This is a genomic window from Clostridium manihotivorum, from assembly GCF_004015185.1.
Classification (GTDB): Bacteria; Bacillota; Clostridia; order Clostridiales; family Clostridiaceae; genus Clostridium_AR; species Clostridium_AR manihotivorum.
The window spans coordinates 5048376-5064876 of record NZ_CP025746.1 but is presented as its reverse complement, the minus strand read 5'-3'; the positions used below and the strand labels follow the sequence as shown (position 1 = coordinate 5064876).

Genomic DNA, 16501 nt, shown 5'->3' with positions numbered 1-16501 from the left:
AAAATAATTATGTTTGGTTTTGGAAAAAAGAGACAGCAAGATAATAAAGAAAGAGAAGAAGTTTTAGAAGCTAGAAAAGAAGCGATACAAGATGGCTTCATGCCAGTTTACAATGTTCAATTGCTATATTCTAAGGAGCCTAAACTGAAAGTTAATAATATAATTAATAGAATTAAGGCTTATTGTGGGGAAATAGATCTGATCACTGGTGATGATAAAGGAAATATGATTGGATTAGCTTTTAAGGAGCATTGCGTAACTTATAAGGATAATAAACAAATTCCTTCACAAGGAATCATTACTCAAGGAAGTTTTGAACTGGATTTTGAAAAGATAAAAGATTCACTTCAGCAAAGTTGGAGCTTTAGAGAGGCAGAGCAAGTTGTGAAACAGGCTAAATATCAGGTAATAATAACAGATATGATGGCTGGAGGTCTTGAATATAAGGAGAGATTGAATTTATTCCAAGGTATGGTGAGAGCTGTACTTGAGGAAACTGATTGTATAGCGGTTAGTTGGAATCCAAGCAATCAATTTATAGAACCTAAAAAATATTTAGAATGCATATCTAATGATCCTTTAAATGCAGCTATAAACGTTAGATTTTATAATATATCAAACGGAGATAATGGAGAAATGCTAATGGATACCGTTGGGTTAGCTGCCTTAGGTATACCGGATTTACAATGTCACTTTTATAATCTAGATCCAGATAGTATAGCTAGCATGCTTTATAATACTGCTTACTATATCTATGAGAATGGTGACATAATCGAAGATGGACATACTGTTCAAGGTATAAAACCAGAGGATAAATGGAAATGTCAACATGAAATGTCTTTAGTAGCTCCTGAAAGGATAGTGTTGGACATAAACCCTGGAAAGGGATTTGCAGCTGGTAACAGAGAATAAAATTATAAGTAAATAAAACTCATATAATTTGGAGTATTCTTTTGTGTAGGTTAATAAGTAGGTTTCTTTTATATGGTTCCTAGCTCAACTATTAATTTATACGTGCTCGAAAATCCCCAGAAACCGCGATTTTCGAACAAGTATAAATTAAGTTTCGATATAGGAACTCTATACTTAGAAGCTTTGTTTGAGTTTCTAAGAAATAATAGTATATAATTGAAGTATACAATATATAGAGTTCTTAACTGAACTACTAATTTATGGCTGTCCCAAAATTCAAAGAACCAATAGATTTTAGAATAATTGTAAATTAAGTTTAGTTATATGAATTCTTTAGAAACCGAAAGGATAGTAGAAAATGGACAATAAATTTGAAATATTATCAGATGTAACAAGAGAGTATAGTGAAGATGACTTAGGATTTGTAATATTTAAGGGAAATATCTTAGTGAAAAAGACAAGTAACAGTTCTAGTATTCCATCCATGAGAGAAATAATTGAAGTAAATTTAAATAAAAATGATAAATTCTTTATAGGAAAAATTGGAGATAAGGCTTGTTTTGCAATGGACTGTGACTCTGAGCCTAGGATGCCAGAAAACTTTCAGCTTATTTCTTTAAGAGATTTTGCTATAAATTCAGAGGAGTACCTATTCTTAGCTGCAGGAAGGGCAAATCAGATATTACATTGGAATAATACACATAAGTTCTGTGGTAGCTGTGGTACTAAAACAGAAAACAAAGTTGATGAACTAGCAAAGGTTTGTCCTAGTTGTAGTAATGTAATGTATCCGGTTATTTGTCCTGCAATAATAGTAGCAGTAAAGAGAGATGATAAGATACTTCTTGCTCATAATGCTAATTTTAAGAATAACATGTATAGTTTAATTGCTGGATTTGTTGAAGCAGGTGAAGAATTAGAGAGAACAGTAGAAAGAGAAGTATTTGAGGAAGTAGGTATAAAGATTAAGAATATAAGGTACCACCATAGTTCCCCTTGGTCTTTTCCGAACTCATTAATGCTTGGCTTTGTAGCTGATTATGAATCTGGAGACATAAAGGTTGACGGTAAAGAAATACTTCATGCAGATTGGTTTGATATAGACAATTTTCCTAACATACCTGAGAAGTTTACACTTGCTAGAAAGCTTATTGATGCAGTTATGAATATTTAAGAATTGATATATATAATGGGTTTAAAATAATTAGAAAGGAATCTAAGATTCCTTTCTAATTATTTTTTTAAGTTTTCTCTTAAACTTTCAATTATGTTCTTAGGGTCTTTCTTAATTTCGTCTACAATAAAATCTATAGTTTTAATAGAATAACTATAATTAGGACTAGAATTTATTTTATATATAAAGCATAATTTAGGGTTTTCCTTTATCCTGTAATATTCACAAAAAAGTTCAAAATGATATCTGTTAAATTTTAAATTTATACCTAAGCTCTTAAGTCTTTTGTTTATTTCGTTATTGCAGGATCTCATATTATATTTATGGGTGTTATTAGGATCCTTGAGTTCCTTTATTATCTTGATTCTATCCTCATTGTTTATTGAAAGAATACTTTTATCTTTAGTATTAGCTATATGGTTATAATTTTCTATATTTGTAGCAAAAGTATGATTATTTTGAGATGTTAAGGTTGAAATGTAATTATTAGCATTAATTATTTTATTAGCTATTTCTTGTGGATATTTGGCCTTTACTTCATTAGCATTTATAGAATTTATATTTAAAGTCCGTGTAAAAAGGTTTGGTGGTATAATTTTTGTCATATCAATATCATGAAAATCCTTCATTTTTTCTATGAAATTAAAAATGCAAGATTGAAACAATGGCAAGTAAATAAATTCATACTCTTCAGTAACAAAAATTGTGCTCATATTTCTCAATTCAAGTATCTTTTCTAGGTTAAGTCTAAGCGGTGAGGTTTCGTTAGCAAAGACAATGCTAATGCATCTTTTTAAGGTTATAGTTCTATTGGGGTTGTTTTCATAATAAATACTATCTTCACCAAGCTTATGAATCATATAAGCTTTAAGCATAAGCTCCCAAGAATTGCAAATAAAAAAGCTAAAACCTTCAGCTCTGTAATGAAGTGTGGGCTTATTATATATTTCGATTGCTGTCATAAAGGCTTCTTTTGATTTATATAATAGTTTGGTTATCATTCTGTCCATGTAATCTCACCTCTTCTCATTTGAATCTTAATTAACAGCTTTATGCAGGAAAAAGAACAATAAGACCAGTTAGTCCTATTGCTCCATAACTAATTCTATTCATAAGCTTTTTTGTATATTTCTAGTATGTCTTCAGCATTTGTTTTTCTTGGATTTCCTGAAGTACAAACATCAACGTAAGCCATATTAGCTAACTTCTCTAAATCTTCTTCCTTAGCTCCAATTTCAACTAATTTTTGTGGTATCCCTATGCTCTTTGAAAGATTAACTATAGCATCTACAGCTACTTTTCTGTATTCTTCCTCAGTCATTGCGTCTACACTAGCTATGCCCATTTGGCGAGCAATTTCTTTATACTTTTCTCCAGTAGCAGGAGCGTTGTATTCCATAACATATGGTAGTAGTAAGGCATTTGCAACTCCATGTGGGGTATTATATACCGCCCCTAATTGATGAGCCATTGAGTGAACTATTCCTAGACCAACATTCGAGAAACACATACCAGCTATATATTGAGCGGTAGCCATCCCATTTCTAGCTGCTATATCATTTCCATTGGCTACTGCCTTTGGAAGATTCTTAGCTATTAGTTCTATTGCCTTTAAAGCAAACATATCACTGACAGTCCAAGCTTCTTTTGTTATATATCCTTCTATTGCATGAGTTAAAGCATCCATTCCTGTTGCAGCAGTTAACCCCTTAGGCATTGAACACATCATATCTGGATCTATTACTGCTAAAACTGGTATTACTTTAGGATCAATACAGACCATCTTTCTTACTGCAGCTTCGTCGGTTATAACATAATCTATTGTAACTTCTGAAGCAGTACCAGCAGTAGTAGGGACAGCTATTATTGGAACGGATTTGTTCTTAGTTGCTGCAGAACCTTCAAGTGGCTTAACCTCTGAGAAATCTGGATTATTAGCTATAATTCCAATTCCTTTTGCTGTATCCATTGAAGAACCTCCGCCTATAGCTAGTATAAAGTCAGCTTCTGAATCTTTATACTTTTTAACTCCAGTTAGTACATTCTCTATTGTTGGATTAGGCTTTACATTGTCGTATATAACATATGCAATATTGTAGTCTTCAAGAACTTTGGTAACTTTTTGAGCTACATTAAATTTTAATAAATCTTTGTCAGTTACAACAAAAGCTTTATTGAATAGTCTGTTTTTTGCTTCTTCTCCTATCATACTAATAGAACCTTGTCCGAAATAAGCTGTTTCGTTAAGAATTACACGATTTACCATAAAGTTCTGCCTCCTTAGATATCTTTTATAAAACTAAATTTTTATCTTAGTTATCTGAAAGATAGTCATAAACAATCTTAGGTGTTCCTAGAGTTAAATCTGTAAGAATATGAGACGCTGATATAATTTCTAATACAGGTAAATCAGAAAGAGGAGCCAGTGCATGGCTAAACAGTTGTAAACGGGCACTGCCAGTCCAAGCTTCATGGATTGTTATATTGGTATTTTCTGCACATATAAGCTCACAAATTCTTGGATTACCATCATAGCCTTGTATGATTTTTAGCATGAAATTAGGTCTAGCAATTTGTTTGTAAGCTTCCTTAAGGCCCAAGGGTGCATGTTTATATCCCATGGTAGCAGTTGCTACAGGTAATGTGCCATATTTAAGTGTTCCAACTAAAGTATCTGAATCTACAAATAGTTTTGGACTTCCAAGTTTCTTAGGATAAGCACTGCTTTCTCTGCCAACAGCAATAGCAGGTTCATTATCTAGGTACATCATGTGCAAGTAATCACCTTCAACCCCATTAAACCTTACAGGAATAGCTTGACCGCATTCTGTATATGCTCCCAATCCAGTTGTATCAGGCATAGCCATCATCTCGAATCTAACATATGGAACGTCAAGTTCAAGAGGCTCTGGAACTATCTTTCGAAGAGCTTCCAAATCTGTTCGGTATATGATGTTTAGGTACTCTCTATTGTGAAACCTATATGGTCCTCTAGGAAATGCTGGAGCAGATATAGGAGTTGTAATTTGTTTTAATATTTCACTTTTTAACATATAATCATCACACTCTTTTCTTATTAAAAATATCCATGATTCTTTAGCAATATAATTTCAACATGATACTTTCAAAGTGTTAAGTTTTAAAATACTAGATCTATACATTCATAATCCTTATATTATCTGGGATAATTAAATTTGCATCAGTCAAAGATTGTATTTCTTTAACGTTAGTATATTTATGAATTTCTTTTAATACCAATCCATCACTTGTCACTTCAATTACACATAGTTCTGTAACTATTAGATTAACTTGAGCTCTTGCAGTAAGTGGTAGAGTGCATCTTTTTAATATTTTAGGTTTTCCTTTTCCGGTGTGCTGCATTGCTACTATTACTTTTTTTGCACCAACAGCTAAATCCATAGCACCGCCCATGCCTGGAACTAATTTATTTGGAATAATCCAGTTAGCTAGATTTCCTTTTTCATCTACTTCTAATGCTCCTAAAACCGCTACATCGACATGTCCCCCTCTAATCATTGCAAAGGACATTGAGCTATCGAAAAATGAACCTTGTGGCAACAGTGTTACGTGCTGACCACCAGCGTTTATTATATCTGGATCATTTTCACCAGAGGATACTAGCTTGCCCATACCAACCATACCATTTTCAGATTGAAAGCTGATGTTCATATCCTGTGGTATATAATTTGCAACTAAGGTTGGAAGACCTATACCTAGATTAACAAGTTGTCCTGGTTTTAATTCTTGTGCAACTCTCTTAGCTATTATATCTTTTATTAGGAATTTATCAGAAAACACCTAAATAACCTCCTTTACTATATAATCTACTAGTACTCCTGGAGTCATTATATTTTCTTTATTCAATTCATCGGGTTTTACTAAATTTTCAGCTTCTACTATAACTGTTTTGGCTGCCATTGCCATGTATGGATTAAAGTTTTTAGTAGTTGCCTTATAAAAGGTATTTCCAAATTCATCTACTATGCTGCCTTTTATAAGTGATATATCAGCATACAAAGGTAATTCTAATAAATATTCCTTACCATCAATAGTAACCTTCTGTTTTCCGTTTTCTACATTAGTTCCTATTCCAGTTGGTGTTAATACTCCACCTAAACCAGAGCCAGCTGCACGAATTTTCTCAATCAATGTTCCTTGTGGATAAAGTTCAACCTGAAGTTCACCAGAAGTCATCTTTTTTCCTGTCTCGGGGTTTGTTCCAATGTGTGAGGCAATCACTTTGGATACTTGGTCATTTACAATAAGTTTTCCTATACCTTTATCTGGAAAAGCAGTATCATTGCATATGACAGTGATATTTTTTATATTTAAATCAACTAAAAAGTCAATGATTTTATCAGGTGTTCCGCAGTCTAAAAATCCACCTATCATAACTGTCATACCATCCTTGAAGATATTTTTTAATGATTCTAGATCAGTAACTTTAGTCATTTTAGAAGCTCCTTTCTAAATATTTTTTAAGATTTTAAATGAAAGTATATAAATGGAAGTGATAGTTTAGCAAGTGAGTACACATCTTCTCTGTCTTGTAAAGTTCTTTGCAGAAGTTATGCCTTCACCACTAGAGCCTGCAATGGTGAAGGTTGTAAAGCCCTCAGCGTTATAACCAATTCCTGAAAATGAACTACCGTTTTTTACGAAAATGGTAGTATCTATCTCTTTTTCAAACCTATTTAAGTTGTCTATATTTTTTGAATGAATATAAGCACTGTGTTTTCTGTTTTGTTCTGCTATCTTTGCATATTTAATCGCTTCGTCAATATTTTTAACTCTTACAATTGGAAGAATTGGCATCATTAGCTCTGTCATTACGAATGGATGATCTGCAGCTACTTCGCAAATTATACACTTAACGCTAGAAGAAGCTTCTACATCTATCTCATCTAAGAATAATTTTGCATCTTTTCCTACCCAATCTTTATTGATGATATATTCTTGAGTTTGATTATTTCTTAATAGTACTAAATCAACTAGTCGTTGAACTTGGTCTTCATTTATGATAACAGCATTATTTTTCAGCATATTGGTTATTAAACTATCTGCAACATGGTCAAATACAAATACTTCCTTTTCTGCAATGCAAGGCAGGTTATTATCGAAAGAGCAACCTTCGATTATATTTTTACTAGCTTTTTCTATATCAGCAGTATCATCGACAATAACAGGAGGATTGCCAGCACCAGCAACTATGGCCTTTTTACCAGAATGCAAAAGAGTCTTTACCATTCCTGGACCTCCAGTTCCACACAAAAGTTTTATTGAAGGATGTTTTATAATTGTATCTAAAGACTCCATAGTTGGATTTTTTACAGCGGTTACTAGATTTTTTGGGCCTCCACAGGAAATAATAGCTTTATTTATCATATCTACAGCAAAAGCTACACATTTTTTTGCACCTGGATGACCGTTGAATACTACAGAATTTCCTGCAGCTATCATGCCAATGCTATTACAGATTACAGTTTCAGTTGGATTTGTTGATGGAGTTATTGCTCCTATAACTCCATAAGGAGAGGTTTCAACTACTGTAAGTCCATGATCCCCTGTCCAAGCAGTTGTGGTTAGATCCTCTGTGCCTGGAGTATATTTAGCAGCGAGTTCATGTTTTAATACTTTATCCTCATATCTACCCATTTTTGTTTCTTCTAGGATCATTTTAGCTAAAAGCTCTTTATTTTGTAGCGCAGCTTTTCTTATCTCAGTTATTATTTCTTCTCTTTGCTCTTTTGTGTAATAAAGAGATAACTTTTCTTGAGCTTTTATAGCTTCATCAATAGCGACCTCAACATCTTGGAAAACTCCTAAATATGAAATATCCTCTAGGCAATTTTTATAATCAATGCTTTCAATAGTTTGTTTTAGTTTTAAATTTTTGGTTGAAGATATTACTGTTTCTTTATTCATAATAATTCCTCCATATAATTTAAAAAATAGTGTAGTATAAGCTTGCTTGTAAACCATATAATTATTATTAGGTTAATAATTACTGTCTTTCTAATAAGTATGATAGCACTGTATGTTACAAAAACAATCTGTATATATGATAAAATTAGGATGAATGAAATAAAACGTTAACATATTATGAAATATAGAAGTATTTTTATGTTATAATTTGTAAAGACGAAAGATTATAGTATTTAATCAATATAGACTAATATAAGAGTTTATTATATCTTTATAAGTTGTATTTATCTTCAATATGAAGATAAACTTACGAGGTTTTTGGATCTGTTTGCATTAGATTGGCTTGAAAATATATAAAAGATGAAGCTTAAATTAAACTTCATCTTTTATATATTTCTTAACCTTTTACTAACATTACTAGAAAAGTAGACGAGTTATTAACTTACAAACATTGATTAGAGATATGGCAATTAGACACGAAAGCTATAGTTAAAGTTCCACTAGTTCCTGAAGGTATAATTGGAGAATATAAGATTATAACAATATAAAATGTTAAAAATATAAGAAGTTATAAATATAACTTCTTAAGAATTTATTGGAAAAATGCGGGCTTAGAGGCTTTTTTCTATTAAACTAATACCTAAATTAAATGCCTTCTTCAAGTCCTTAGGGAACTCTTCATCTCTTACTTTTGCCTTTTGAGTTTCGTCAAACATTGTGGAAACATATTTAGAGTAATCATCGAATTGATAAGTATCATTTACGATTAGTGATTCAGCTTCTCCAAAGAATCTTTTCATCATTTCTTCAGTACTTAAAAATTTTTTATCATAGCCTGCTAAGCTCATATGTTCACTTCCAACATTCATAGTATAAATCAAGCCTATAGGTAATTTCTTATTAAATAGGTTAGTGTGATCTTTATCATATACTAAATATTGAAATAAGAAACGTTCTAAGAAGGATCTAACTTCACCAGTTACTTCACCAAAGTATATTGGAGAGCCTATAAGTAAAGCATCACACTGTTCAATTTTTCTAAGAACAGATTGTAAATCATCCTTCACTGCACATTTTCCGTAGCTTTGTCCACCAATTCTTTTACAAGCAAAACAACTAATGCACCCTTTGTAGTTTAAATCATAAAGATTGATTAATTCAACTTCGGCACCTTTTGACTTAGCTCCTTCTAGAGCTTCATTTAATACTTTTGCAGTATTTCTGTTGCGTCTTGGACTTCCGTTTAGGGCAATGACTTTCATCTTAAACTCCTCCTAATATAATAAATTTAATGCTATATTTTAAAGCGAAGAATCATGACGGCAAATAAACATATGTCTTGTCTTTTATAAATATATGTAGCATTATCTTATAATATAGATTATATATTCTTGTGGTAGAAATATTAAGTATGCACTTATTTGTTATATACTTAACAAAAGGTAAGTAAAGAGATATAATGTAGGATGAAAGAAGTATATATTTAAATTAGGTATAACATCTTATAGGGGGAAACTATGGACAACTTTAATGATAGATATGGGGAATGCCCTATGTATTATACAATTTCTATTTTAGAGGGGAAATGGAAGTGGATAATATTATGGGAGATATATAGGCAGGAAGTAGTAAGGTATAGCAGATTAAAGGAAGCTCTTCATAGCATTGCTCATAAGACCTTGAGTCAGCAGCTCAAGGAGCTTGAAGCCGATAAAATAATAAATAGAAAGCAATATAATGAAGTGCCTCCAAAAGTTGAGTACTCTTTAACTGATAGAGGAAAGAGTCTTATTCCAATTCTTGAAATGATGTCTAATTGGGGACAAGACAACAGGTTATAGAATAGAAAGGAGTATCATTATGGGTTTTAGAAAAGAGAAGGATATGCTTGGGGATAGAAATATAGATACTTCCAAGTATTATGGCATAAATACTCTAAGGGCAATGGAAAACTTTGATCTTGGTGATAGGTATGTAAACTTAGATTTCGTAAAGGAAATAGCTTTGATAAAGAAATCTGCAGCAATGGTCAATATAAGATTAAAGAGTTTGGAAGAGGAAAAAGGAAAGGCAATAATTAAAGCAGCTGAAGAGGTTATAGAGGGCGTTTTTGATGAAGATTTTAAGATAAATGCCTTTCAAGGTGGGGCAGGAACTTCTACTAATATGAATGTTAATGAAGTAATTGCAAACCGTGCTTTGGAACTTTTAGGAGCAGAAAAGGGGAGTTATGATTTAATTCACCCATTGAATCATATAAATATGTCTCAATCTACCAATGACGTATGTCCTACAGCTTTAAGGATAGCAGCTATAAGGAAGATTAGAAAGCTTGCAGATGCTTTAGCAGAGCTGCAAGAAGCTTTTCAAATTAAGGAAAATGAGTTTGCAAACATATTAAAGTTAGGAAGAACAGAACTTATGGATGCTCTTCCTATGATGGTTGGACAAGGCTTTGGAGCCTATGCAAAAGCTATTGAGAGAGATAGATGGAGGATATATAAGGTAGAAGAGAGACTTAGAGTTGTAAACATAGGTGGAACTGCCATAGGTACTGGATTAAATGCTACTAATAAGTATATATACATGATGACAGATATGCTACAGCAGCTTACAGGACTTGGGCTTGCCCGTTCTGACTTTCCTATGGATGTTACTCAAAATGCAGATGTTTTCGTAGAAGTATCTGGGCTGTTAAAGGCTTGTGCAGTTAATCTTATGAAGATATCCAATGACTTAAGGCTTTTAGGTTCTGGACCTAAGGGAGGTTTGGGAGAGTTAGTTCTTCCTATGAGACAGCCAGGTTCATCAATAATGCCTGGAAAAGTAAATCCTGTAATTCCTGAAATGGTTGCTCAGGTAGCAATGAGAGTGGTTTCAAATGATGCAGGAATAACCTTTGCTGCTGCTAGTGGTCAGCTTGAACTTAATGCATTTATTCCACTAATAACAGAAAATCTATTAGAATCTTTAGAACTACTTGAGAAAGCTGTTATAATATTTAGAGAGAAATGCATTGAAGGCATTGAGGTAAACAAGGAAGTTTGCAAGGAAAATCTAGAAAAATCTACAGCAATGACCGCAGCATTAATACATCATATTGGCTATGATAAAGCTAGCGACATTGCAAAGAAGGCATTATCACTTGGAATAACCCTAAGAGAAGCCATATATCTTGAAAATATACTAACTAAGGAAGAAGTAGATAAAATACTTAATCCTCTAGAGCTAACAAAACCAGGTATACCTGGTAAGTAAGGAGAGTAAATATTATGAGTTTAAATTCTACACCTCGTTCAGAAAGAGTTCATATAGCTCTTTTTGGAAGACGAAATGCTGGGAAATCAAGCGTGATAAACGCTATAACAGAGCAGGAAATTTCAATTGTTTCAGAAGTTAGAGGAACTACAACAGATCCAGTTTATAAGTCTATTGAAATACTTCCTATAGGGCCATGTGTGATAATTGATACCGCTGGTCTTGACGATGAAGGTGATCTTGGAGAACTTAGAAAAAAGAAGACTATAGAAGTATTAGATAAAACTGATGTAGCACTAATAGTTGTTGATGGTACTGTTGGCGTAACAGAAGAAGATATAAAGATAGTAAAAGAGGTAAAAGAGAAGAATATACCTGTTCTAGGGGTTTTAAATAAAATTGACCAGTTGACGTCTTACGATGAAGTTGCTCAAGACATGGCTAAAAAACTTTCAATTCAAGTTGTACCAGCTTCAGCGGCTTTAAATAAGGGAATAAAAGAAATCAAAAATAAGATAATAAGCCTTCTTCCACAGGAGGAAGATAAGTTTAAAATAGTTGGTGATCTTATAAATCCAGGAGACTTGGTAGTGTTAGTTACTCCTATCGACAAAGCTGCTCCCAAAGGAAGATTGATATTACCTCAGCAGCAAACAATAAGAGATATTCTAGAAAGTGATGCTATAGCAGTAGTTACAAAGGAGCATGAACTAAGACAAACTCTTGAAAGTCTAGGAAGAAAGCCTAAACTTGTTATTACAGATTCACAGGTTTTCTTAAAAGTTTCTGCAGATACACCTAAAGATATAATGCTTACATCCTTCTCAATCTTATTTGCTAGATATAAAGGTGACCTTGCAGAAATGGTTAGAGGAATTAAAGCAATTAAAAAGCTTAAAGATGGAGACAAGATATTAGTATCGGAGGGATGTACTCATCATAAGCAAGCGGATGATATAGCTAGAGTAAAGATACCTAGATGGCTTAGACAGCTTACAGGTAAGGAGCTTACCTTTGAGTACTCTTCTGGGGTAGTATTCACAGATGATGTTAAGCAATATGCATTAATAGTACACTGCGGAGGCTGTATGCTGAATAGAACTGCAATGTGTTCAAGAATTGATGATGCAAAGGCATACAATGTTCCTATAGTAAACTATGGAATGCTTATCGCTTATGTTCAAGGAATATTAGAAAGAGCCTTAGAGCCATTCCCAATGGCTAAACTTGAATATGAAGAATTAGACTAATAAAAAATCAGGTATAGTATGGCGAGGATTTGCCTATTATACCTGATTTTTTAAATTTTGGCATATGTTTAATAATATTGTTTAAATTAAGTGGTCATGAAGGAGATGCTATATGAGCGAGCAATTAGAATTAAATGATTTTTCCAGATGGAATGGCTTTAAAAATCACTAATACGTCCTTCATTAGTGATTTTTTGCGCATCTGCCTTTTCTGAACGTATGTGAAGAAATTCTGGCAGGCGACATAATTTTTTACTCTTTACTCTTTTTAATCAAGACATTTTATATTATTTTCATTTAAATCAAAATATAAGAATTTTATAAAAGTTATGATCATTAAAGAGTAAAACTGTATGTTCGAACGTAGTGAGTTTACAGTTTTAGCCATGGAATATGACAAAATCATATTAATTCTTTGCGCAAGCTCATCTAAGCATCGGATGACTGACCGCTTAATTTAAACATTGTACTTGAATAGAGTCTAATATTAAAAATTTTTCTTCATTGAAAGATTTTATAATGGTATAATAACTCCTAATAATAAAATTCTTATACTTACAGACAGATAAGTTTGCTCTTTCTGCCTACGATAAAAAAACTTCTAAAATTAACCTATTTATATAAAAAATAATAACCATGTATATGTAATTAGAGTATAATTATGATAATAAAATTACAAGCATGCTTAAGAGGAGATAAAATATGAGCTATAAGATATTCTTAGTTGAAGATGACAAAAATTTAAATTCAGTTTTATGCTCTTATTTAGTAAGAGAAGGGTTTGAGGTAGTCAGTTTCCATAATGGAGAAGAAGCTATTGAGTCTATAGATAAAAGCCCACATCTATGGATATTAGACATAATGCTTCCTGATGTAGATGGTTTTACAGTATTAAAAGAGATTAAAACAAACAATAGAAATACACCTGTAATATTTATATCTGCTAGAGATGCTGATATAGATAGAATAGTTGGACTTGAGATGGGAAGCGATGATTATCTTTCCAAACCATTTATGCCTAGAGAATTAGTTATAAGGACAAAGAAATTGCTGGACAGGACGTATAAAGAATTGGATCTTTCTGAGGGACAGTATTTATATGGATATTTGATAGAAACAGATAAAAGAATAGTAATAAAAGATGGACAGGATGTAGGTCTTAGCTCTAAAGAATTTGATTTATTGATGTTATTTCTAGATAATAAACAAAAAGCTTTCTCAAGAGAAGATATATTAGAGATTATATGGGGAGAAAGCTATTATGGCAGCGATAGAGTAGTTGATGATTTAGTTAGAAGACTTAGAAAAAGAATGCCTGAACTAAGAATTGAAACTGTTTATGGTTTTGGATATAGGCTTAATTAAGGCGTGAGGTGTTATATATGAAAGATAAATCATTGGCTTTCCAGGTTTGGGCTGTAAGCGCAGGGATATTAGCCGGAGTTTTTATATGTTTGGTGTTGTATTTTAACGTTTCAATAAGTTCTTTTTTTACTGATGAAACCTATAAAACCATAGAACTTGCCCAGGATACTTTTTTGGAATCTAAAAATAAAGAAAAAAATCTTCAGTTAGAACAAATAACTGCGGAGAATTTAGGCATGATTCAAGATATAAGGTCAGTAACTCAAGTGGTTTACCCCTATCAGAACTTAACCATAATAAAGAGGTTTTCAAAGTCTTCCCTTACTAATAATCTTATGAAGATAATAGAAAATGAAACGAGAACACAGACTGAAGATAGTAAGAGATATGAGTATAAGCTTAGTAGTGGCAGGTTGTATTATGTAATAAAGAAGATTACCTTTGAAGGAAAGGAAGCTTATCTCGTTTCTTTTATGATGGATACTTACAGAAATAAACTTGTAAAAGATGTTACTGAAAAACTTATAGTTGGTGGAGTAATAGCTATAATTATCAGTCTTATGGTTTCTATGGTTTTCTCAAATTATATCACAGCGCCTATAAAGTTTTTAGAAAATAGGGTAAAGAGAATTGCGAAACAAGACTGGTTTGACTCTCTTAGTCTAGATAGAGAAGATGAGCTGGGGAGTTTAGCGGCAAGCATTGAAGATATGAGGATTCAGCTAATAGAGAGAGATGAATGGAAGCAAAACATGTTGCAGCAAGTTTCCCATGAATTAAAAACACCAGTTATGGTTATTAGGAATTATGTACAAGCTGCTGAAGATGGAATATATCCTAATGGAGATATGCCTGGTACTATGAGAGTTATAGATGAAGAAGCTATAAGGCTTCAGAAGAGAATAAAGGACCTATTACAGCTTTCAAAACTTGAGTATATAAACTCAAGAGCATTAAAAAAACAGCCTTATTCCCTCTGTGATATGATATCAGAAGAATTTTATAAAATAAAAGCAAATAATATGAATCTTCAGTGGGATATTGAAACCTTAAAAAATGCTTACACCTTAGGGGATAAAGAGCAATTTACTGTTGTAATAGAAAATCTTTTAGATAATGCATCTAGATATGCAAAGGAAAGAGTTGAAGTAAGCATATATGAAGAAAATGGAAAATATACTATAAGAATATTCAATGACGGAGATAAGATTAAAGAAGAGGAATTTGAAGGTCTATTCAAACCTTTCAACAAAGGAAAGAATGGTAAGTACGGTTTAGGTTTATCAATAGTAAAAGAAATAGTGGGATATCACGGTGCAGAGATTGAAGCTAAAAACGAAGATTTAGGAGTAGCTTTTTATATAAAAGGTATACGGAATATTGATTAAAAGAGGGTGATTGTTTGAAACTTGAAAAACTACTATCTTTGCCTAAGGTTCATCTACATTGCCATTTAGATGGCTCTGTAAGACCTTCTACTATGTTAGGGTTATTAAAAGCTGATTCAAGTATAAAAAATATTGAAGAGCTTTTACAAGAGGTGGCTGTTCTTGATAAAACCTCTTCCTTGGAAGCTTATCTTAAAAAGTTTGATATTCCCATAATGGTTATGCAGACGAAGGAAAATATAAAAAGAATAGCTTATGAATTAATAGAAGATTGTAATATAGAAAATATAAAGTATATTGAAATAAGATTTGCACCATATTTTCATTGCAAACAAGGATTATCAATGGAAGAAGTGATTCAAGCAGTTCTAGACGGAGCAAATGAAGGTAAGAGTAAGTACGGAGTAGAGTTTAATCTTATCGTGTGTTTTCTAAGACATGAAAGTTATGAGAAAAATCTTCAGCAACTTTATGTTGCAAAGAAGTTTTTAGGACACGGTGTAGTAGCGGTAGATCTTGCAGGAGACGAGGAACTATATCCTGCAGACAGCTTTGTAGAACTATTTGATGAAGCAAAAAGATTAGGCTTCCATATAACTATTCATGCTGGAGAAACAGGCAACTTTAATAATATTAATAAATCTATAACTCTGCTGCATGCTGAAAGAATTGGACATGGAACAGCTGCAATGTCTAGCGAAGAGACTATGGAGCTTTTATATAATAGAAGGGTGCCTTTAGAAGTCTGCGTTACAAGTAACTATAATACTGGAATAATTACCAGATTAATAGACCACCCAGTATACAACTTTATAAAGAAAAATATAGTTGTTACCGTTAATACTGATAATAACACAGTTTCAAATACTACACTGACAAATGAGTACTCTAAGATAATAGATAATTTTAAGCTTACAGATTCAGAAATTATAAATACAATACTAAATTCTATAAATTATGCTTTTTGTGAAGAGCATATCAAAGAGAGATTAAGAAGAGGATTAGTGGAAGTAACTGATAAAAAGTAACTTGTGCTAAAAAAGATACTATGTTATAATTTCAAAAATAATATGTTAATATATTTAAGGATGTAATTAATTTGTACTTTATATAAGTAAATGTATTATATCTAAAGACTTCTTATATTTAAACTCAATTTATACTTGTTATAAAATTGCGGGTTCTGATGATTTTCGGGCGTGTGTAAG

The 16501-nt window shown here is 32.2% G+C and carries 15 protein-coding genes; 8 read left to right on the top strand and 7 right to left on the bottom strand.

Annotated elements, in window-relative coordinates; translation table 11 throughout:
- Window positions 1-9: 9 nt before the first annotated feature.
- Both C1I91_RS22755 and nudC read left to right on the top strand, forming a co-directional pair.
- Complete coding sequence (locus C1I91_RS22755; protein WP_128214956.1) at window positions 10-912, top strand: DUF4261 domain-containing protein; 903 nt, start codon at window positions 10-12, stop codon at window positions 910-912.
- A gap of 358 nt (window positions 913-1270) precedes the next feature.
- A complete protein-coding gene (nudC, locus tag C1I91_RS22750) occupies window positions 1271-2086 on the top strand; it encodes an NAD(+) diphosphatase (protein WP_128214955.1) in 816 nt (271 codons plus the stop codon).
- A 59-nt stretch (window positions 2087-2145) separates the two neighbouring features.
- Here the strand turns inward: nudC and C1I91_RS22745 are convergent, their stop codons facing one another.
- From C1I91_RS22745 to C1I91_RS22715, 7 genes are all read right to left on the bottom strand, one after another.
- Complete coding sequence (locus C1I91_RS22745) at window positions 2146-3096, bottom strand: DUF3644 domain-containing protein (protein ID WP_128214954.1); 951 nt, start codon at window positions 3094-3096, stop codon at window positions 2146-2148.
- A 95-nt stretch (window positions 3097-3191) separates the two neighbouring features.
- Window positions 3192-4352, bottom strand: a complete 1161-nt coding sequence (gene fucO, locus C1I91_RS22740) for a lactaldehyde reductase (RefSeq protein WP_128214953.1) — start codon at window positions 4350-4352, stop codon at window positions 3192-3194.
- A 46-nt stretch (window positions 4353-4398) separates the two neighbouring features.
- On the bottom strand, window positions 4399-5139 hold the full coding sequence (gene adc, locus C1I91_RS22735; RefSeq protein ID WP_128214952.1) for an acetoacetate decarboxylase: 741 nt from the start codon (window positions 5137-5139) through the stop codon (window positions 4399-4401).
- 100 nt (window positions 5140-5239) lie between these two features.
- The gene (locus C1I91_RS22730; protein WP_128214951.1) at window positions 5240-5905 is read right to left on the bottom strand and encodes a 3-oxoacid CoA-transferase subunit B; all 666 of its coding nucleotides are present in this window, start codon (window positions 5903-5905) and stop codon (window positions 5240-5242) included.
- On the bottom strand, window positions 5906-6559 hold the full coding sequence (gene ctfA / locus C1I91_RS22725; protein WP_128214950.1) for a butyrate--acetoacetate CoA-transferase subunit A: 654 nt from the start codon (window positions 6557-6559) through the stop codon (window positions 5906-5908).
- A gap of 66 nt (window positions 6560-6625) precedes the next feature.
- Window positions 6626-8032 carry an aldehyde dehydrogenase family protein gene (locus C1I91_RS22720; protein ID WP_128214949.1) on the bottom strand — a complete coding sequence of 469 codons (1407 nt, stop codon included), beginning with the start codon at window positions 8030-8032 and terminating at the stop codon, window positions 6626-6628.
- 611 nt (window positions 8033-8643) lie between these two features.
- On the bottom strand, window positions 8644-9294 hold the full coding sequence (locus C1I91_RS22715) for a flavodoxin family protein (RefSeq protein ID WP_128214948.1): 651 nt from the start codon (window positions 9292-9294) through the stop codon (window positions 8644-8646).
- Between the two features lie 255 nt (window positions 9295-9549).
- On the opposite strand from C1I91_RS22715, the gene C1I91_RS22710 reads away from it, so the two are divergent.
- From C1I91_RS22710 to add, 6 genes are all read left to right on the top strand, one after another.
- A complete protein-coding gene (locus C1I91_RS22710) occupies window positions 9550-9873 on the top strand; it encodes a winged helix-turn-helix transcriptional regulator (RefSeq protein ID WP_128214947.1) in 324 nt (107 codons plus the stop codon).
- A 19-nt stretch (window positions 9874-9892) separates the two neighbouring features.
- Window positions 9893-11290 (top strand): aspartate ammonia-lyase, encoded by a 1398-nt coding sequence (locus C1I91_RS22705; RefSeq protein WP_128214946.1) that lies wholly within the window; start codon window positions 9893-9895, stop codon window positions 11288-11290.
- Between the two features lie 14 nt (window positions 11291-11304).
- Window positions 11305-12540, top strand: a complete 1236-nt coding sequence (gene hydF, locus C1I91_RS22700; protein WP_128214945.1) for a [FeFe] hydrogenase H-cluster maturation GTPase HydF — start codon at window positions 11305-11307, stop codon at window positions 12538-12540.
- 702 nt (window positions 12541-13242) lie between these two features.
- Window positions 13243-13905 (top strand): response regulator transcription factor, encoded by a 663-nt coding sequence (locus C1I91_RS22695; RefSeq protein ID WP_128214944.1) that lies wholly within the window; start codon window positions 13243-13245, stop codon window positions 13903-13905.
- Between the two features lie 17 nt (window positions 13906-13922).
- Window positions 13923-15293, top strand: coding sequence for a sensor histidine kinase (locus C1I91_RS22690; RefSeq protein WP_128214943.1), 1371 nt, complete (start codon window positions 13923-13925; stop codon window positions 15291-15293).
- 14 nt (window positions 15294-15307) lie between these two features.
- Window positions 15308-16321, top strand: a complete 1014-nt coding sequence (gene add / locus C1I91_RS22685) for an adenosine deaminase (RefSeq protein ID WP_128214942.1) — start codon at window positions 15308-15310, stop codon at window positions 16319-16321.
- Window positions 16322-16501 lie beyond the last annotated feature (180 nt).

Bases quoted from the DNA above. Each gene is read 5' to 3' on its own strand.
- C1I91_RS22755 (WP_128214956.1), top strand. From the start codon at position 10: ATGTTTGGTTTTGGAAAAAAGAGACAGCAAGATAATAAAGAAAGAGAA.
- nudC (WP_128214955.1), top strand. From the start codon at position 1,271: ATGGACAATAAATTTGAAATATTATCAGATGTAACAAGAGAGTATAGT.
- C1I91_RS22745 (WP_128214954.1), bottom strand. From the start codon at position 3,096: ATGGACAGAATGATAACCAAACTATTATATAAATCAAAAGAAGCCTTT.
- fucO (WP_128214953.1), bottom strand. From the start codon at position 4,352: ATGGTAAATCGTGTAATTCTTAACGAAACAGCTTATTTCGGACAAGGT.
- adc (WP_128214952.1), bottom strand. From the start codon at position 5,139: ATGTTAAAAAGTGAAATATTAAAACAAATTACAACTCCTATATCTGCT.
- ctfA (WP_128214950.1), bottom strand. From the start codon at position 6,559: ATGACTAAAGTTACTGATCTAGAATCATTAAAAAATATCTTCAAGGAT.
- C1I91_RS22720 (WP_128214949.1), bottom strand. From the start codon at position 8,032: ATGAATAAAGAAACAGTAATATCTTCAACCAAAAATTTAAAACTAAAA.
- C1I91_RS22715 (WP_128214948.1), bottom strand. From the start codon at position 9,294: ATGAAAGTCATTGCCCTAAACGGAAGTCCAAGACGCAACAGAAATACT.
- C1I91_RS22710 (WP_128214947.1), top strand. From the start codon at position 9,550: ATGGACAACTTTAATGATAGATATGGGGAATGCCCTATGTATTATACA.
- C1I91_RS22705 (WP_128214946.1), top strand. From the start codon at position 9,893: ATGGGTTTTAGAAAAGAGAAGGATATGCTTGGGGATAGAAATATAGAT.
- hydF (WP_128214945.1), top strand. From the start codon at position 11,305: ATGAGTTTAAATTCTACACCTCGTTCAGAAAGAGTTCATATAGCTCTT.
- C1I91_RS22695 (WP_128214944.1), top strand. From the start codon at position 13,243: ATGAGCTATAAGATATTCTTAGTTGAAGATGACAAAAATTTAAATTCA.
- C1I91_RS22690 (WP_128214943.1), top strand. From the start codon at position 13,923: ATGAAAGATAAATCATTGGCTTTCCAGGTTTGGGCTGTAAGCGCAGGG.